Below are 18,144 nucleotides of genomic sequence, written 5' to 3' on the forward strand. Positions count from 1 at the left end.
GGTTGCCGTCTGGCTCAGGGCCGGATGCCGAACACCCTCGGAAGGAGCGCCGTGAACGCGGAACATGAGCGGCGCCCAGCTTAAATAAAACGCCAAAGCGTGACATAGGAACTTCCAAAAATGAGACGGTCTCCTCCGAATCAGCCGCCGCACCAGCCGCGCCGACAGGGAGAACCACCCTTGAGAAGCACCGCCCCCGGCGGGCGGGTCCACCCCGCCCACCCCGGCGACCCGAAGACGATCGGCCCCTACCGCATCCTCGGGCGCCTCGGCACCGGCGGCATGGGCACCGTCCACGCCGCCCTCGACCCCCGGGGAACGCGGGTCGCCGTCAAGGCCGTTCACCAGGCGCAGGCCCAGGACCCGGAGTTCCGGGCCCGGTTCCGCCGCGAGGTCGCCCTGTCCGCCCGCGTCCAGGGCCCCTGCCTGGTGCCCCTGCTGGCGGCCGACACCGAGGCCGAACGCCCCTGGCTGGCCGCGGAGTACGTACCCGGCCCGACCCTGGACCGGCACCTCGCCGCCCACGGCCCGCTCACCGGCGGCAGCCTGTACGCCTTCGCCGCCGGGACCGCCCGGGCGCTCTCGGCGATCCACCGCGCGGGCGTGGTCCACCGGGACGTGAAACCGCAGAACGTCATCCTGAGCCCGGCCGGGCCGCGGATGCTGGACTTCGGCATCGCCCACGCCGCCGACGGCACCTCCGTCACCCGGACCGGCGTCATGACCGGCACACCGGGCTGGATCAGCCCCGAGCACTACCGCTCCGGCACGACCGGCCCGGCCGGCGACCTCTTCGCCTGGGGCGCCCTCGTCGCCCACGCCGCCACCGGCCGCCTCCCCTTCGGCAGCGGCGCCCCCGACGTGGTCGCGTTCCGCGTCATGTCCGGGGACCCCGATCTCGACGGCGTGCCCGCCGCACTCCGCGAGGTGGTCGGCGAAGCCCTCGCGAAGGCCCCCGCCGACCGGCCGACGGCCGAGCGGGCCGCCGCGCGCTGCGCCGCCCTGCTCGCCGCCGAGGCCACCCAGCTCCTCGCCGCCGGGGCGGCGCCCACCCTGGCCGCCGACCCGATCGCCGCCCAGTGGCACCTGCCCGCCGTCGACGACCCCGCCTGGCCCTCTCCGCCGGCCCCCGGCCGGGGCCGGCTGCTGCTCGCCGTCACCGTGGGCGCGGCCGTCCTGGGCGGGGCCGTCGGCGGGCTGCTCGCGCTGCCCGCCGCCTCCCGCGACGGCGGCCGGACCGCCGCCGGGCCCGCGGCCGTCGCCACCCCCGGGAACGCGGCCCGCACCACCGGCACCCCGGCCGCCCCCGTCCCGTCCGGCAGCGGCAGCCCCGCGGCCGACGCCAAGGGGGCGGTGGACGGCGGGCCGACCCTCGCGACCTGGCGGCAGGCCCGCGCGGCACGGACGCCCGCCGAGCACGACGCCCACCCGTCCATCGGAACGGGAGCCTGGCTCGACGAGAACGCCCACCCCGTCCAGGAGTTCGCCCTGACCTTCCACCAGCCCCGGGGCGAGGTGTACGTCACCTCCGGCGGCCCGGAGCTCGACGGCGGTGCGCTCCGCGAGGTGGCCCGGACCGTGTGCCTGGGCCTGCGGCACCTCGGCGGCGGCTATCCGGACCTCCCGTACGACACCTTCGTGATCGTCGACACCGGGCGCGGGGGAGGCCCCGCCGTCGTCTGGACGGACGACTTCCGTACGAACACCACCTGTTCCGCCTCCCTCACCGACCGGGGCACCGACCGGGGCACCGGCGGGGGCGGCACCGGGGACGCCGACCGCGCCGGCGCGGGGCGGACGGGACGGGCCGCCGACTGGTACCCGGCCGCGGGAGGGCTGGCCGTCGCGAAGATCCCCTCCAGCGACGCGGACGAGATCCGCGTCGCCGACCGGACCGCCACGGCGGTCATCGACGAGTGGAACGGCGGCAGCGGCGCCGCCGCCGGGGGCCGGCTCGGCCACGGGAACCTGGCCGTCGGCTTCGACCCGGCCGGCCGGGTCATGTACGTCTGGGCGGTCAGGCCCCAGTGGGACCGCGGCACCCGCGAGGACTGGGCGCTCAGGGCCGCCCGGCGGGCCTGCGCCGACCTCACCGCCGAATCCGCACGGTCGGCGGACTGGCCCTACGCCCGGTACGCGGTCTTCGCCGAAGACGCCTCCGGCGGCGGCGAGTTCCTGCGCTGGGGCACCGCGGGCAGCTGCGGGGACTGAGCACGCGAAGGCCCCCGCCCGTGGGACGGGCGGGGGCCTTCGCGTACCCGTGGCGCGGACGTCAGCGCAGGTGCGAGGTGTCGTTCAGCAGCCGGACCGAGGCGTTGCCGTCGGCGTAGTAGGCCACCGCCGACAGGGAGGCCGCGGAGAGCTCCATCCGGAACAGGGACTCCGGCGGGGCGCCCAGCGCGAGCCGGACCAGCGTCTTGACCGGCGTCACGTGCGTGACCAGCAGCACCGTGCGGCCCGCGTGCGCGGCCAGCAGCCGGTCCCGCGCCGCCGACACCCGGCGGGTGACGGCCGTGAAGCTCTCGCCGCCGCCCGTGGGGGCCGCCCTCGGGGAGTCCAGCCAGGCCTGGAGGTCGTCCGGGAAGCGCTCCCGCACCTCGGCGAAGGTCAGGCCCTCCCAGGCGCCGAAGTCCGTCTCGCGCAGGCCCTCTTCGACCGCGACCGGCAGCCCGAGCCGGTCGGCGACGGCCTGCGCGGTCTCCCGGCAGCGGCGCAGCGGGGAGCTGACGACGGCCTGTACGGTGCCCCGCGCGGCCAGTGCCTCGGCGACGGCGGCGGCCTGGCGGCGGCCGGCCGGGGACAGCTCCGGGTCGGTGCCGCCGCTGCCGGAGAAGCGCTTCTGCGGGGTCAGGGCGGTCTCGCCGTGACGCAGCAGCACGAAGGTGGCGGGGGTCCCCATGTCGGGCCCGCCCCAGCCGGTGCCGGTCGCGGCGGTCCCGGTCGCGGCGGCCGCGGGCGCGCCCGCCGGGGCCGGGACGCGGGCGGAGGACGCGGACAGGGCCTCGGCCGCGGCGTCCACGTCCGCGAAGAGGGTGTCCGCGCCGGAGGCGGCCGCACTGCGGGCGGCCCGCACGTCGGCGCCGGCCGCACGGGTGCCCGTACCGCCGCCGGAGGCCAGGGCGGCACGGACCGCCGCCGCGCCCTTCGCCGCGTCACCGGGGGGCCCGGCGGGGGCCAGGTCCGCGGTGGAGGCGGACGGCTCCCACTGCTTGCCGCGCTTGCCCGCGTCCATCGCCTCGTTGGCGAGCCGGTCCGCGTGCTTGTTCTTCTCGCGCGGGATCCACTCGTACGTGACCTGCGCGCGCGGGAGGATCTTCGCCGCCTCGGCCGCGAGCGGCTTCATGTCGGGGTGCTTGATCTTCCAGCGCCCCGACATCTGCTCCACGACGAGCTTGGAGTCCATCCGGACCCGGACCACCGCGTCGGGCGCCAGCTCGGCCGCCGCCTTCAGCCCCGCGATCAGGCCCTTGTACTCGGCGACGTTGTTCGTCGCGACGCCGATGAACTCGGCGCGCTCGGCCAGGGTCTCACCGGTGGCCGGGTCGAGGACGACCGCCCCGTAGCCGGCGGGGCCCGGGTTGCCCCGGGAGCCGCCGTCCGCCTCCACGACGAAACGCGGCATCAGATGCCCGAGTCCGCCGCACGGACCAGGATGCGGCCGCAGTTCTCGTGCCGGACGACCTGGTTGCGGGCCGCGGCCTTGATCTCGTTGATCTCGGCCATGTCGAGCTCCAGCCGGCAGCCCTCGCAGCGGCGCTGGTACAGGCGCGCGGCACCGACCCCGCCCTGCTTGACGCGGATCCGCTCGTACAGCGCCATCAGGTCGGCCGGCATGGAGGCCACGATGACCTCGCGGTCCTTGGTGACCTTCGCGGCCTCGGCGTCGAGCTCGCCGGTCGCGGCGTCGCGGCGCGCGGTGGCGTCCGTCAGCTTGGCCTCCAGCGCGGAGACGCGGTCCTTCAGCTCGGTAACCCGCTCCTGCGCGCCCTCCAGCCGCTCCATGACCTCCAGGACGACGTCCTCCAGGTCGGCCTGGCGCTTGGCGAGCGAGGCGACCTCGCTCTGCAGGTTCGCCAGGTCCCGGGCCGAGATGCCCGCGCCGGAGTCGAGCCGCTGCTGGTCCCGGGCCGCGCGCTGGCGCACCTGGTCGACGTCCTGCTCCGCCTTGGTCTGCTCGCGGGCGGCGTCGCTGGCCTGCGTCTGGGCGGCGACGAGCAGGTCGCGCTGCTGGCTGAGGTCCTTGGTCAGGGAGTCGACCTCGGCGTGCTCGGGCAGCGACTTGCGCTTGTGGGCGAGCTGAGACAGCCGGACGTCCAGGGCCTGGACGTCGAGAAGTCGGATCTGGTCGGCGGGCTCGGCGTTCAGTTGGGGGCTCCAGAGGCACTAGAAGGGGGTGTGGCGGACGGCGCGTGCGCCGTCCAGGGGTCGGTGACCGTGCGCGAGACGTGGGTCCGCAGACCCCAGCCGTGGCGCTCGGAGATCGCGTCGAGCTGGGCGGCGGCCTGCTCGCACCAGGGCCACTCGGTGGCCCAGTGCGCGGCGTCGACGAGGGCGAGCGGGGACTGCTCGCGGGCCTCGGACACCGGGTGGTGGCGCAGGTCGGCGGTGAGGAAGGCGTCCACGCCGGCGGCGCGGACCTGCGCGAAGAGGCTGTCGCCGGAGCCGCCGCTGACGGCGACGGTGCGGATCAGGGCGTCCGGGTCGCCGGCGGCGCGGATGCCCTGCGCGGTGCGCGGCAGCCGGGCGGCGGCGCGGGCGGCGAACTCGCGCAGGGTCTCGGGGTGGTCGAGCTCGCAGATCCGGCCCAGGCCCCGGCGGCCCGCCGGGTCGGTGGGGTCGGGCACGAGGGGGCCGGTGATGCGCAGGTCGAGGGCGCCGGCGAGGGCGTCGGAGACCCCGGGGTCCGCGGTGTCGGCGTTGGTGTGGGCCACGTGCAGGGCGATGTCGTTCCTGATCAGGGTGTGCACGACACGGCCCTTGAAGGTGTCCGCGGAGACGGTGGTGGTGCCGCGCAGGTAGAGGGGGTGGTGGGTGACGACCAGGTCGGCACCGAGCTTCACCGCCTCGTCGACGATCTCCTGTACGGGGTCCACGGCGAACAGCACCCGGGTGACCTCGGCATCGGGGTCGCCGCAGACGGTGCCGACGGCGTCCCACTCCTCGGCCCGCGAGGGGGGCCAGAGAGCGTCCAGCGCGGCGATGACTTCAGAGAGACGGGGCACGGGCCAAGGCTACCGTCCGTGGCGACCCCCGGTCCCCTGACCGGGGCGCCAGCACAACCGCATCCCCCGCCACCGGCGAATCGGCGGTCGGCCACCCGTACGTGTGAAGCGGGCTGGGTGGTGTTGTCCGGCCGGAAGTACGAAACCTAGTTTCCTCTGCGGAGGTGACGGCCCGGATGACTGTCTGTGCCACCGAGATCACGACGACCACCGCGCTCCCGGACGACCCCGAGGCCCCGGAGGCCCCGGAGAGCCCGGAGGCTCCACCGGCCCCGGCTCCCGCGGCTCCGGCCCTGGTGGTGTCCGCCGACGGGGCGTACGCCGCCCGGCTGGCCGGGGAGGGGGAGGCCCGCTATCCCGAGCGCTGGACGCTGGGCGGGCCGGAGCCGTACGCGGTGCCGCTGCCGCTCGCGCAGCCGGAGGAGGCCGACAGCGAGGTGCTGGCGCTGGCCGACGGTCAGGTGCTGATCCACCGCCGGGTCGCCGACCGGCACGAGTTCTCCCTCCTCTACCCCTCGGGCGCCGCCTCCGGCCCCCGCACCGGGGAGTTCCGGCTCGGCTCGGTCGACGCCGGGGAAGGGCTGCGGGTCCGCCTGCTGCCGCCGTCCCCCGACGGGTGCGGGGCCTTCGCCCTGGCCGTGGGGGACGGGGAGAGCACCGTCTGGCAGGTGGCCGGGGGCTCCGGCGGGCCCGAGCGGGTCGCCGTGGTCCCGGGCCGCTGCTCGGGCGGGGTCTGGCTGGACCGCTCGGGCCGGCTCCTGGCCCTGGACCGCGAGCTCGCCGGCCGCACCAAGGCCGTCGCCGTGGACCTGGGCCGGGGCGGGGTGGTCAGCCCGCTGCTCCAGATCGCCGAGGACAGCGACGACCGGCTGCTGCTGGCCGCCCCGGACAGCGGGCTGCTGCTGATCCGCTCGGACGCCCCGGGCGAGCCGCGGCTGGGCTGGGGGGTGCTGGGCAGCGAGCGCCCGGTGCGCTTCCCGGAGTGCCTGCGGCTGGAGGACGCCCACCCCTTCGCCGTGCAGCCGGGCCAGGTCCTGATGCCGGAGACCTGCGGGGTGGCGTTCCGGGTGGGCGGGGCGGGCCTCGCACTGTGGCGTCCCGCCGACCGGTACGTCTTCCGGCTCGGCGCCCCGGAGGGCTGGCTCGGGAGCGGGCTGTGGACCCCGGACGGGCGGCTGTGCCTGCCGTACGCCACCCCCGGGGTGCCCTGCGGGGTCGTGGGCCTGAGCCAGCCCGCCGCCCCGCCGCCGCCCGTGCGCGTGGACCCGCCCCCGCCGCCGCCCGCGCGGCCGGTGCCGCTCCAGCAGGCGCCGCTGGGGTGACGGCGCGCGCCGGCGGCCCGGGGGTCCCCTCCCCGGGCCGCCGGCGGACTCCGCTCAGCCGTGCTTGAGGCCCAGGACCTCGGCCGCCGCGAAGGTCTCGTTCGCCGGACGGGAGTCGTAGTGCGGGGTGAGGAGCCCGTCGAGTTCCTCGTAGGAGAAGGCCTCCTTGGCCGTGTCGAACTTCGCGGCCACCCGCGGGCGTTCCATCACGACGACGATCCCGCCGTGCACGACGAAGAGCTGCCCGTTGGCCTTGGCGGAGGCCGGCGAGGCCAGGTAGCCGACCAGCGGGGAGACGTGCTCGGGGGCGAGTGCGTCGAGCTTGCCCTCCTCCGGGACCTGGAAGCCCGCGAAGACGTCCTCGGTCATCCGGGTGCGGGCGCGCGGGCAGATGGCGTTGGCCGTCACCCCGTACTTGGCCAGGGCCAGGGCGGTCGAGGTGGTCAGGCCCACGATGCCGCCCTTGGCGGCCGCGTAGTTGGGCTGGCCGGCCGAACCGCCGAGGAAGGCCTCCGAGGAGGTGTTGACGATCCGCCCGTACACCGGGCCACCGGCCGCCTTGGACCGCTCCCGCCAGTGCGCGGCGGCGAAGTGGGTGGTGTTGAAGTGGCCCTTGAGGTGGACCCGGATCACCGAGTCCCACTCGTCCTCGGTCATCGAGAAGACCATCCGGTCGCGCAGGATGCCCGCGTTGTTGACCAGGACGTCGAGCTTGCCGAAGGAGGAGACGGCGAGCGCGACCAGTTCGCGGGCCTGCTCGAAGTCGGCCACGTCACCCAGGTGCGCCACCGCCCGGCCGCCCGCCGCGCGGATCTCCTCGGCCACCTCCTCGGCCGGGGCGGCCGAGGCCTCGCCGGAGCCGTCGCGGCCGCTCTGCCCGAAGTCGTTGACGACGACGCTCGCGCCGAGCCGGGCGAGTTCGAGCGCCTCGGCCCGGCCGAGGCCGCGGCCGGCTCCGGTGACGATGGCGGAGAGCCCCTCAAGTGGCAGTGACATCCGTGGCGTTCCTCTCAGCGGTCGGTGGGCGGGGGTCTCAGAGTTCGATGCAGGTGCGCAGGGCCACGCCGGTCCGCATCTGGTCCAGGGCGTCGTTGATCTCGGCCAGGTTCACCCGGTGGGTGATCAGGTTCTCCAGGTCGATCCGGCCGGCCCGCCACAGCGCGATGGTGCGCTCGTAGGAGCGGAGCACGTCGCCGCCGCCGTACATCGACGGGAGGACCTTCTTCTCGTCGAAGAACAGGGAGAACATGTTGACCTGGAAGTTGTCGTCGAGGGCGCCCGCGCCGACCACGACGACGGAGCCGCCGCGGCGGGTCATCTCGTACGCCTTCTGCGCGGTCGCGGACTTGCCGACGACCTCGAAGACGTAGTCGAAGCCCTCGCCGGCCGTGATCCGGTTCTTGGCGTCGGCGAACTCCTCGGGGGAGACCGCCTCGGTGGCCCCGAACCGCAGGGCGGCCTCGCGCCGCGAGGCGACCGGGTCGACGGCGGTGATCTGGGCCGCGCCCTGGACCTTGGCGCCCTGGATGACGGAGATGCCGACGCCGCCGCAGCCGATGACGGCGACCGAGGAACCGGCCTCCACCTTCGCGGTGTTGATGGCCGCGCCGAGTCCGGTGGTGACCCCGCAGCCGATCAGCGCGGCGATGTCGAAGGGCAGGTCGTCGGGGATCGGGACGGCGCAGGCGGCCGGGACGACCATCTCCTCGGCGAAGGTCCCGGTGCCGGCGAAGCCGAAGACGTCACTGGCCGCCCGCTTGAAGTTGGGGGTGGCGACGTTCCCGAAGGCCTCCAGGCACAGGTGGCCCTGGCCGCGCCGGCAGGCGGGACAGTGGCCGCAGGGCGGCAGCCAGCAGACGAGCACGCGGTCGCCGATCCGGTGCGAGGTGACCCCGTCGCCGACGTCCGTGACCACTCCGGAGCCCTCGTGGCCGGGTATGAAGGGGGCGGGCTGCGGCAGTACGCCGCTCATCGCGGAGAGGTCGGAGTGGCACAGGCCGGTGGCCTTGATGCGGATCCTGACCTTGCCGGGGCCGAAGCCCACGGCCTCCATGTCGTCGACGACCTCGAGCTTGTCCTGGCCTATCTCGCTCTGCAGTGCTGCGCGCACGGTGCGGCTCCTTGGTGGGTGGCTACGAGTGTTCGACGACGGTGTCGGCGAGGACCGGGGCGTCGTCCCGTTCGGCGGCGGTCACCGAGACCAGGACGCGGCCCTCCTCCCGCCACATCCGGATGCGCAGGGTCTCCCCGGGGAAGACGATCCCGGCGAAGCGCGTGCGGTAGGCGCGGACCCGGGAGACGTCCCCGTCGAGGACGGTGTCGACGACGGCCTTGAGGGTCATCCCGTACGAGCAGAGGCCGTGCAGGATCGGCTTGTCGAAGCCGGCCAGTTTGGCGAACTCCGGGTCGGCGTGGAGCGGGTTCCAGTCCCCGGAGAGGCGGTAGAGCAGCGCCTGCTCCTCGCGGATGTGCCGTTCCTCGGTGCGGTCGGGGGCGCGTCCGGGCAGCTCCTCCTTGACGGAGGGGCCGCGCTCACCGCCGAAGCCGCCCTCGCCGCGTACGAAGATCTGCGCGTCGCTGGTCCACAGCGGCCCGTCGGCGTCCGCGACCTCGGTGCGCAGCACGATCACCGCGGCCTTGCCCTTGTCGTAGAGGGCGGCGACCTTGGCGGAGGAGGTGGCGTCGCCCTTGACGGGGATGGGCCGGTGCAGCTCGATGGACTGGCCGCCGTGCAGGACGTGGGCGAGGTTGACCTCGATTCCGGGGGCGGCGAGGCCGCCCATCATGGCCATGCCGGCTCCGGCGACGGTCGCGAAGCTGGGCAGGACGTGAAGCCGGGACTCCAGGGTGTAGCGCAGTTCGTCGGGGTCGGTCGCCAGGTCCTGCCCGTGCAGCGACGCTCCCGCTCCGAGGCCGAGGTGGTAGAGCTGGATGTCCTTGTGGTCCCAGCCGATGGTCCCCCGGCGGGGTTCGGCGGCCAGTGCCCTCGCGGCATCGATCGGCATGAGGATGCTGCTCCTTCGGTTCCTTGGAAGACCTCGGCACGGCCGTCCGCACCGTCGGCCGCACCGAGGTCGTGTGCGGAGCCTGGCGCCGGACGCGTTCTAGAACGCGTTCTAGCGTCGGCTGAAGGCATGTATAACGCACGCCCCAGCACTTGGGAAGACTCCTGACTTCACGTCAGATCACCTTTGGCCGAGGCGTGTTGCCCCCCGCTCCGGACCCGGCCGGTTACGCTTCGCCGGTGGACGAAATGCCCGTGACGCACCGGCCCGCGCGCTCGCTGCGGGTCCTGCTGGAGCCGCCGGACCCGGCCCTCGCGCTGCTGCTCGGCCTCCAACCGGACATCGAGGTGGTGGACTCGCCGATGGCCCGGCCCGAGGTGGCGCTGGTGGAGGAGGTCGGCGCGGTGACCGCCCTGCTGGCCGAGGATCCCGAGTGCCGGGTCCTGGTCACCGCCCGCTCCGCCCACCCCGGCCTGCCGGAGGCGGCCCTGGCGGCGGGCGCGGTGGGGCTGGTCCTGCGGGACGGCCCCGTCGAGGACCTGGCGGACTGCCTGCGCCGGGCCTCCATGGGCGAGACGGTGATCGACCCCGCGCTCGCGGGCCCGTAGGCGCTCGTACGGACACGCGGACGTCCCGGGGCCCCGCCTGTGGCGGCGGGGCCCCGGGACGCAGCCGTACGTACTCAGCCCGCCGGCTTCGTCCAGTCGTCGACCGTCCGCGACGGGTCCAGCGCCACCGGCAGCCGCTCCAGCCCCCGGAAGGCGGGGAACGGCCCCTTCAGCCAGTCCCCGCCGTGCGCCGACGGCATCGCCAGCACCATGTCCGGGAAGCGGTCCAGCAGCGACGTCAGGCAGATCTCCAGCTCCAGGCGGGCCAGCGGTGCGCCCAGGCAGTAGTGCGCCCCGTAACCGAAGCCGAGGTGGTTGCCCTGGAGGCCCTCGCGGGTCACGTCGAGCCGGTCGGGCTCGGGGAACTTCTCCGGATCGCGGTTCGCGGAGGCGAGCGCGATCTGCACGACCGCGCCCCGCGGAATGAGCGTCCCGCCGATTTCCAGGTCCTCCAGCGCGTAACGGAAGGTGGAGGTCTCCACCGATCCCTCGAACCGGACCATTTCCTCGATCGCCTGCGGCAGCAGTTCCCTGTTCTCCTGGACCGCCTTCAGCTGCTCCGGATGGGTCAGCAGGCTGTACACGCAATTGCCGATCTGGAGGGTGGTCGTCTTGTGCCCGGCGAAGAGCAGCACCCAGATCATCGAGACGAGTTCGTCGTCCGTGAGCGGTTCCTCGTCGTGCGGGGTCTCGGCCAGCACGCTCAGGAAGTCGTCCGTGGGGTTCTCGCGGGTGCGGTGGATCAGGTCCGTGAAGTAGTCGCGCAGCCAGTGCTCTGCCTCGACCAGCTCGTGCTGCAGCTCCCGGCTGAAGCGCGAACGGGTCACCTGGGCGAACCACCTGAGCACCTCGACGCGCTCGTCGCCGACGATGCCGAGCAGCTCGCAGATGACCATGACGGGCAGCGGCAGGGCGAAGGCCGCCATCAGGTCGACGGGCTCGTCCGTCGGGCACCGGTCCAGCAGCCCGTCCACCAGCTCCTGGATGTGCGGGCGCAGGTCCTTGACGTGGCGCGGGGTGAAGGCGGTCTTGGCGATGTGGCGCAGCCGGGTGTGCCGGGGCGGGTCCGCGAAGAGGAGGTTGTCGTCGAGCGCCTCGCACGCTTCCCCGAAGAGGGCGTGGTAGGTGTCGATGGCCTCGTGCATGTCCTTGCCGATGCGGTGGTCGGCGAGGACGGCGTGGGCGTCCTCGTACCGGGTGACCAGGTACGTGTCGACCCCGTGCCCGGGGGTCAGCCGGGCGATCGGAGCCTGTTCGCGCAGCGACCGGTAGACCGGATAGGGGCACTGCCGGTATTCCGGGGTGCCCTTCGTCACCGCCGCCACCGCGTCTTCGAGGGCGGGACCGTCCCCCACTGCCACCGTCGGTTCAGTCGTCACGCGCCCCTGCCTCTCGGATCACCCGGAATGGACAGTCGGCTCCTTTCCCTGGGCCGAATGAACGCAAAACCGCGTTGACCCGTTCGGAGCCGAATCCTCCCCCTCGGGAATGTCCGGGCGGCGGCGGCCCGGGGCCGCCCTAGGGTGTGCGCTGATCCCGTTCCGCGAACGTTCCGCGGCACGTTCCGCGGCCCGAAGAGAGGGAATGCGCGCATGCCGGAATACGGTGCCGGCGGTTTCACCGCCAGTGGTGCGTCACCGACCGAATCCGCGGCCCCGGAGGACGACGGCAGCCGGGCCGTGATCGACGTCCACCACCACTTCTGCGCCCCGGAATGGCGGGAGTGGGGAGAGGCGCGGGGGCTGGTGAACCCCCGGGCGCTGCCGCCGTGGGCCCACTGGGACGCGGAGTCCGCGCTCGCGCTGATGGACCGGGCCGGGATCGCCACGGCCGTGCTCAAGCCGATGCTGCCCGCGCGGTACGAGAGCTCCGCGCAGCTGCGGGAGGCCGTCACGGTGACGCTGCGGGCGGCGGCGGAGGCCGCCGAGGCGCACCCGGGCCGGTTCTTCTTCCACGCCCCGCTCTTCCTGGAGGACCCGGAGGTCTCCTCCTGGACGCTGCGCCACGGGCTGGACGAGCTGGGCGCGGTCGGGGTGAACGTCACCGCCAACCACGGCGGGGTGTACCTGGGGGACCCCTCGTACGACCGGATCTTCGCCGAACTGGACGAGCGGGCTGCGGTGGTGGACACCCACCCCCACAACCTCCCGGCGGGCCCGCCGGCGGGGGCCGGGGGGCCGCACGCCGCGGGCGGCGGGCCGGGTGCGGCGGGGGCCGCAGGGGCCGCGGACCGGCCCGGCGCCCGGACACCGGACGGGCGGCCGGGGGCCGGGGGGCCCGGAGCCGACCGACCGGGAACCGGAGGGCCGGGAGACGGACGGCCGGGAACCGGGCGGCCGGGAGGCCCGGGAGTGCCCCGTGTCTCCGCGCCGGCCGGCGGGCCCGGAGCCGGGGGGCCGCCCGGGGCGACGGTGCCCGGGGTGCCGAACTTCCTGTGCGACTTCCTCCTCGACACCACCCGCGCCGCCGCCAACATGATCCGCAACCGGACCCTGGACCGCTTCCCGGACCTGTCGGTGATCCTGCCGCACGGCGGCGGCTTCCTCCCCCACATCGCGACCCGGCTGGAGGCCTTCGCGGGCTCCTTCGACCCGCCGGTCGAGCCCGCGGCGGTCCGGGACCACCTGCACCGCTTCTACTACGACACCGCCGGCCCGATGTCCCCGGCCGGAACGCTGCTGGCCACCGTGGACCCCGCCCGGATCCTGTTCGGCAGCGACTGGCCGGCCTGCCCCGCCGACGTGGTCGTGGACCTCGCCGTCCCCGCGCTGGCCGCGGACCCGGCGCTGACGCCCGCGCTCCGCCGCGCCGTCAACCGGGAGAACGCGCTGCGCCTGATGCCGCGGCTCGTGCCGGCGTAGGGGCGCCCGTGGACCGGACCGGACCGCGCTCACTGCGCCCGGCACGCCCCGCCTGGGCCGGACCGGTCCGCAGAAGCCCCCCCCCCGCCCGCGTGAGCTACTTCCGCAGCAGGGTCACCACCGCCGCGCCGCCCAGCCCGATGTTGTGCGCGAGCCCCACCCGGGCGCCGGGGACCTGGCGGGCGCCCGCCTCGCCGCGCAGCTGCCACACCAGCTCCGCCGCCTGCGCGAGCCCCGTCGCCCCGAGCGGGTGGCCCTTGGAGATGAGGCCGCCCGAGGGGTTGACCACCCACCGCCCGCCGTACGTCGTCGCGCCGCTCTCCACGAGCTTGCCGGAGGCCCCGTCCGCGCACATGCCGAGCGCCTCGTAGGTCAGCAGTTCGTTGACGGAGAAGCAGTCGTGCAGTTCGACGACGTCGACGTCCTCGATGCCGAGCCCGGAGTCCTCGTACACCCGGCGGCCCGCGGCGGCCGTCATCGGCTTGCCGACGACGTCGATGCAGGAGCCGCCGAAGCTCTCGGCCGTGTCCGTGGTCATCGCCTGGGCGACGATCTCGACGGCCTTGCCGTGCAGTCCGTGCGCGACGAGGAACCGTTCCGAGACGACGAGGGCGGCGGCCGCCCCGTCGGAGGTGGGCGAACACTGGAGCTTGGTCAGCGGGTCGTGGATGGTCTTGGCGGCGAGGACCTCCTCGACCGTGTACACGTCCTGGAACTGCGCGTTCGGGTTGTTCGCGGAGTGCCGGTGGTTCTTGGCCCCGACCGCCGCCAGCTGCGCGGGCGTGGTCCCGTAGCGCTGCATGTGCTCGCGGGCGGCGTTCCCGAAGATCTGCGCGGTGGGCGGGGACATCTCGAAGCCGTGCGCGGCCGCCATGATCCCGTAGTGCCGGGCCACCGGCGAGGTCTTGAAGTCGCCCCCGTCCGCCCCGCCGCCCAGCGCGCCGCGCTTCATCTTCTCGAAGCCGACGGCGAGCACGCAGTCGGCCAGGCCGCCCTGGACGAACTGCCGGGCCATCATCAGGGCCGTGGAGCCCGTCGCGCAGTTGTTGTTGACGTTGTAGACGGGTACGCCGGTCAGGCCCAGCTCGTACGCGGCGCGCTGGCCGGCGGTGGAGGCCTGGAAGCAGTAGCCCACGGGCACCTGCTCGACGAGCCCGTAGTCCACGCCCGCGTCGGCGAGGGCGGCGGCGCCGGCCTCCCTGACCATGTCCCAGTACTGCCAGTCCCGTGACTCCGGCTTCTCGAACTTCGTCATGCCGACGCCCACGATGTACGACTTCATCTGCTCCGACTCCTAGTCCTAGTCCTGGCACCGGTCCGTTGGCCGTTCAGTCCCTGGGGAGGCCGAGGATCCGCTCGGCGACGACGTTGAGCTGAACCTGCGTGGTGCCCCCGGCGATGGTCAGGCAGCGGGACATGAGCATCCCGTGCACCGCCCGCTCCCCCGCGCCCTCGCGCACCGCGCCCGCCGGGCCGAGCAGTTCGAGGGCCAGTTCGGCGGTGCGCTGCTGGTGGGGGGTCTGCACGAGCTTGCGTACGGATGCACCCGCGCCGGGTTCCAGTCCGGACACCTGCTGGAGGGTGGTCCGCAGTCCGATGCAGGCGAGCGCGTGCGCCTCGGCGGCGAGCGCGCCGATGCGGGCGCGGCAGGAGTCGTCGAGTCCGGCGGAGCGGGCAATGAGCGCCTCCAGGCCGGTGCCGAAGGTCATCTGGTCGGCCATGTGGACGCGTTCGTTGCCGAGGGTGTTGCGGGCGACCTTCCAGCCGCCGTCGGCCGCTCCGACGAGGGCGTCGGCCGGGAGGACGGCGTCCTCGAACCAGACCTCGTTGAAGAGGGCCTCGCCGGTGATCTCCTTCAGCGGGCGGATCTCGATGCCGGGGGTGTTCTTCATGTCGACGACGAAGTAGCCGAGCCCCTTGTGCTTGGGCGCGGCCGGGTCGGTGCGGGCCAGCAGGATCCCGAAGTCGGCGGTGTGCGCGGAACTCGTCCACACCTTCTGTCCGTTGACCTTCCAGGAGCCGTCGGCGGTCCGCTCGGCGCGGGTCCGCAGGGAGGCCAGGTCGGAGCCGGCGCCCGGTTCGGAGAAGAGCTGGCACCAGGTGGTGTCCCCGCGCAGGGCCGGCAGGACGTGGGCGGCGCGCTGCTCGTCGGTCCCGAAGGCGATCAGGGAGGGCAGGACCCAGGTGGCGATGCCGAGGTCGGCGATCCTGACCCCGGCCGCCGCCAGCTCCTGCTGGACGACGAGCTGTTCGACGGGTCCGGCGCCGCGTCCGTACGGCGGCGGGAGGTAGGGGGCGGTGTAGCCGGTGGGGGCCAGGGCGCGGCGGGCGGCGGCCGGGTCGAGGCCGCGCGCGGCCCCGATGGCGGCGCGGGCGGCCGCCCGGTGGGCCTCGGCCTCCGGCGGCAGTTCGAGGCGCAGCTCGCGCCGGGCGCCGGCCGCGGCGAGGCCCGCGGCGCGGATCCGGTGGCCGTCGCCGGGGCCGAGGAGCTGGCGGGCGACGAGGGCGCGGCGCAGGTGGAGGTGGGCGTCGTGCTCCCAGGTGAAGCCGATGCCGCCGAGGATCTGAATGCAGTCCTTGGCGCAGGTCCAGGCGGCGTCGAGGGCGGTGGCGGCGGCGAGGGCCGCGACGAGCGAGCGGGCGGCGGGTTCCCCGTCCGCGCTGTTGGCCGCGTCCCAGGCGAGGGCGCGGGCCTGTTCGAGGCGGACCAGCATGTCGGCGCACAGGTGCTTGACGCCCTGGAAGCGGCCGATGGGGCTGCCGAACTGCTCCCGGGTCTTCGCGTACTCGGCGGCGGTGCCCAGCGCCCAGGCGGCGGTGCCGCAGGCATCGGCGGCGAACAGCACGCAGGCCAGGTCCCGGACGAGCGCGGCGTCCAGCTCCAGCAGCCGGCCGGGCGGGAGCGTGAGGGCCCGCGCGCGGACCTCGGCGGTGGGGCGGGTGGGGTCGGCGCTCTCGTGGGTGCGGATCTCCAGCTCGGCGGCGTCCACGGCGTACCAGCGGGTCCCGCCCTCCGTCGCGGCGGCCAGCACCACGAGGTCGGCCTCGCCGGCGCCGAGCACGGGCGGTGCGACCCCGTCCAGCCGCCAGCCGCCGGGGGCGGCGACGGCGGTGACCCCGCCCGCCCCGAGGGCGACGGCCCCGACCCGCCCGCCGAGCGGTTCGGCCCCCGCCCGGTCCAGGAGTACGGAGGCCAGCGCGCTCGGCAGGAAGGGCCCGGGCAGCGCCGCCCGGGCGGCCTCCTCCACCACGACGGCCAGGTCCAGCAGGGTCCCGCCCTCCAGGTGCGGCGCCAGCAGTCCGGATGCGGCCAGCCCGTCCCAGTAGCCGGGCCGCGCACCCGCCTGCGGCGGGGCGTCGAGCAGCTTGCGCACCTCCTCGGGCGGTACGGCCCGCGCCACCCAGCCGCGCACGGCGTCGGCCAACTCCCGCTGCTCTTGCGTGATTCCGATGCCCATGCGCGGCAGACTAGAACACGTTTCAATCCGACGGAAGGTCAGACAACGGTCTTCTCGGAACGGCCTTGCGGCGCGGGCCGGGGTGCGGTGGGCTGTCGCCATGAGCCCCGACTGCCCGCGCTGCGGGAGCGCGCTGACGGCGCTGAGCGTCACGTACCGCCGCAACCGGTGGGGCGGCGCACCGCCGTCCCCGAGGCCCGAACAGTGGTGGCGGTGCACCGGCTGCGGCTGGCTCGGCCACCGCCGGGGGCCGGACCTGCCGCTGCACCCGATGCGCCTCCTGGAGGGCGACGAGGGGACCTGCCCCTTCTGCGGCGAGGAGGACTCCAACGCGGTCGGCGAGCCCTGGGAGACGGACACCGGCGAACTGCGCGACTGGCTGGTCTGCCTGAGCTGCGGCACAAGCAACCCCCGCCGCCTCGGGCCCCCCGGCGGGGCCTGAGGGGCCGGGGCGCCGGGCCCGGGGCCGCGGCCGGAAACCGGGATCCAGGCCCGGGAACCGGGCCGGAGCCGGAAGCCGGGCCGGAGCGAGGCCCGGGAACCGGGCCGGGTGCCAGGCCGGGGCCGGGAGGCCGGGACCGGGAGCGGGGCCCGGAGGGGTCACGGCAGGCCCGCGGCTCCCGACGCAGGCCCGGGGGTCGCGTACCGGGCCGCCAGCGCGGCCACCGCACCGGCCACCGCGGCCCGCAGTTCCGGCGGGCCGAGCACCTCCGCCTCCGCGCCCAGCCGGAGCAGGTCCCCCACCGCGACGGCCTGCGACTCCACCGGCAGCTCCACCTCCGCCCAGCCGTCCGCGTCCGGCGGCCCGGCCGCCTCCAGCGCCCGCGCCCCCGGCGCCCCGAACTGCATCGGCAGCAGCCGCTGCGCACGCGGCGAGAGCCGCAGCCGGGCCACCCCCTGCCGCAGCGCCGCCTCCAGCCGGCGGGAGGACTCCTCCCAGTAGGCCGCCAGCCCGAAGCCGGCCGGCCGCTCGAAGCCCTCCCCCGTCTCCTCCACCGACAGCAGCCGCGACACCCGGTAGGTGCGTACGCCCTCGCCCGCCGGCGCCGCCGCCAGGTACCAGATGCCGCCCTTGAGGACGACGCCCAGCGGGTGCAGCTCCCGCCGCCGGAGCTCGCCCGACCAGCGCCGGTACTCCACCCGCACCGCGCGCTGCTCCCACACCGCCGCCGCCACCGCGGCCAGGTGCGGCACCGGGTCGGCGTCCCGGAACCAGGCGGGCGCGTCCAGGTGGAAGCGGTCCCGCACCAGCCGGGCCCGGTCCGCCGGTCCGGCCGGCAGCGCGGCCTGGAGCTTCAGCTGCGCGGTGGCCAGCACCGCGCCCAGCCCCAGCTCCCGCGCGGGCCCCGGCGCCCCGGCCAGGACCAGCGAGGCCGCCTCGGCGTCGGTGAGCCCGGTCAGCCGCGTGCGGTAGCCGTCCATCAGCCGGTACCCGCCGGCGGGCCCCCGGTCGGCCCGTACGGGGACGCCGGACGCGCCCAGCGCCTCGACGTCCCGGTACACCGTGCGGACCGACACCTCCAGCTCCGCCGCCAGCTCCGGGGCGGTCATCCGGCCGCGGTTCTGGAGCAGCAGGAGCAGGGAGAGGAGCCGGTCGGCGCGCATGGGCCCATTGTGGCCGCGGTACCTGACAAGAGGTGTCAGGTATGCCGTCCAGCCTGGTCACAG

15 protein-coding genes are annotated in these 18,144 nt (G+C 75.2%); 5 read left to right on the forward strand and 10 right to left on the reverse strand.

Features of this window, described 5'->3' with window-relative positions; genetic code table 11:
• The first annotated feature begins 180 nt into the window (after nt 1-180).
• Entirely contained in the window at nt 181-2,211 is a 2,031-nt protein-coding gene (locus ACIPW5_RS11575) for a serine/threonine-protein kinase (protein WP_401243561.1), read from the forward strand.
• Nucleotides 2,212-2,272: 61 nt separating this feature from the next.
• Here the strand turns inward: ACIPW5_RS11575 and ACIPW5_RS11580 are convergent, their stop codons facing one another.
• The 3 genes from ACIPW5_RS11580 to ACIPW5_RS11590 are packed head-to-tail and all read right to left on the reverse strand — an operon-like array spanning nt 2,273 to nt 5,222.
• On the reverse strand, nt 2,273-3,622 hold the full coding sequence (locus ACIPW5_RS11580; protein ID WP_401243563.1) for a bifunctional RNase H/acid phosphatase: 1,350 nt from the start codon (nt 3,620-3,622) through the stop codon (nt 2,273-2,275).
• A complete protein-coding gene (locus tag ACIPW5_RS11585; protein WP_401243855.1) occupies nt 3,622-4,365 on the reverse strand; it encodes a zinc ribbon domain-containing protein in 744 nt (247 codons plus the stop codon). Before ACIPW5_RS11585 ends, ACIPW5_RS11580 begins: the two co-directional genes overlap by 1 nt.
• Entirely contained in the window at nt 4,362-5,222 is an 861-nt protein-coding gene (locus ACIPW5_RS11590; RefSeq protein ID WP_401243564.1) for a Nif3-like dinuclear metal center hexameric protein, read from the reverse strand. The genes ACIPW5_RS11585 and ACIPW5_RS11590 overlap by 4 nt, the downstream gene beginning before the upstream one ends.
• A gap of 176 nt (nt 5,223-5,398) precedes the next feature.
• Between ACIPW5_RS11590 and ACIPW5_RS11595 the strand changes: the two genes are divergently transcribed.
• Complete coding sequence (locus ACIPW5_RS11595; RefSeq protein WP_401243566.1) at nt 5,399-6,544, forward strand: hypothetical protein; 1,146 nt, start codon at nt 5,399-5,401, stop codon at nt 6,542-6,544.
• Nucleotides 6,545-6,598: 54 nt separating this feature from the next.
• Here the strand turns inward: ACIPW5_RS11595 and ACIPW5_RS11600 are convergent, their stop codons facing one another.
• From ACIPW5_RS11600 to ACIPW5_RS11610, 3 genes are read right to left on the reverse strand one after another with little or no spacing between them, the layout of a single operon-like run.
• The gene (locus ACIPW5_RS11600; protein WP_401243568.1) at nt 6,599-7,540 is read right to left on the reverse strand and encodes a 3-oxoacyl-ACP reductase; all 942 of its coding nucleotides are present in this window, start codon (nt 7,538-7,540) and stop codon (nt 6,599-6,601) included.
• 37 nt (nt 7,541-7,577) lie between these two features.
• Entirely contained in the window at nt 7,578-8,654 is a 1,077-nt protein-coding gene (locus ACIPW5_RS11605) for a Zn-dependent alcohol dehydrogenase (protein WP_401243570.1), read from the reverse strand.
• Nucleotides 8,655-8,676: 22 nt separating this feature from the next.
• A complete protein-coding gene (locus ACIPW5_RS11610) occupies nt 8,677-9,549 on the reverse strand; it encodes a MaoC/PaaZ C-terminal domain-containing protein (protein WP_401243571.1) in 873 nt (290 codons plus the stop codon).
• A 248-nt stretch (nt 9,550-9,797) separates the two neighbouring features.
• Here ACIPW5_RS11610 and ACIPW5_RS11615 point away from each other — a divergent pair, with 248 nt between their 5' ends.
• Nucleotides 9,798-10,157 carry a DNA-binding response regulator gene (locus tag ACIPW5_RS11615; protein ID WP_401243857.1) on the forward strand — a complete coding sequence of 120 codons (360 nt, stop codon included), beginning with the start codon at nt 9,798-9,800 and terminating at the stop codon, nt 10,155-10,157.
• Between the two features lie 74 nt (nt 10,158-10,231).
• On the opposite strand, the gene ACIPW5_RS11620 is transcribed toward ACIPW5_RS11615, so the two are convergent.
• On the reverse strand, nt 10,232-11,536 hold the full coding sequence (locus tag ACIPW5_RS11620; RefSeq protein ID WP_401243573.1) for a cytochrome P450: 1,305 nt from the start codon (nt 11,534-11,536) through the stop codon (nt 10,232-10,234).
• Nucleotides 11,537-11,749: 213 nt separating this feature from the next.
• Between ACIPW5_RS11620 and ACIPW5_RS11625 the strand changes: the two genes are divergently transcribed.
• Entirely contained in the window at nt 11,750-13,018 is a 1,269-nt protein-coding gene (locus ACIPW5_RS11625; RefSeq protein ID WP_401243575.1) for an amidohydrolase family protein, read from the forward strand.
• A 97-nt stretch (nt 13,019-13,115) separates the two neighbouring features.
• Here ACIPW5_RS11625 and ACIPW5_RS11630 read toward each other — a convergent pair whose 3' ends face one another.
• On the reverse strand, nt 13,116-14,300 hold the full coding sequence (locus ACIPW5_RS11630) for a lipid-transfer protein (RefSeq protein WP_401243576.1): 1,185 nt from the start codon (nt 14,298-14,300) through the stop codon (nt 13,116-13,118).
• Between the two features lie 46 nt (nt 14,301-14,346).
• Nucleotides 14,347-16,476, reverse strand: coding sequence for an acyl-CoA dehydrogenase (locus ACIPW5_RS11635; RefSeq protein WP_401243578.1), 2,130 nt, complete (start codon nt 16,474-16,476; stop codon nt 14,347-14,349).
• Nucleotides 16,477-16,576: 100 nt separating this feature from the next.
• Here ACIPW5_RS11635 and ACIPW5_RS11640 point away from each other — a divergent pair, with 100 nt between their 5' ends.
• Entirely contained in the window at nt 16,577-16,918 is a 342-nt protein-coding gene (locus tag ACIPW5_RS11640) for a hypothetical protein (protein ID WP_401243579.1), read from the forward strand.
• Nucleotides 16,919-17,076: 158 nt separating this feature from the next.
• On the opposite strand, the gene ACIPW5_RS11645 is transcribed toward ACIPW5_RS11640, so the two are convergent.
• Nucleotides 17,077-18,081, reverse strand: coding sequence for a helix-turn-helix transcriptional regulator (locus tag ACIPW5_RS11645; RefSeq protein ID WP_401243581.1), 1,005 nt, complete (start codon nt 18,079-18,081; stop codon nt 17,077-17,079).
• Nucleotides 18,082-18,144: the final 63 nt, after the last annotated feature.

It is taken from the genome of Streptomyces sp. NPDC090077 (assembly GCF_044747545.1).
Classification (GTDB): Bacteria; Actinomycetota; Actinomycetes; order Streptomycetales; family Streptomycetaceae; genus Streptomyces.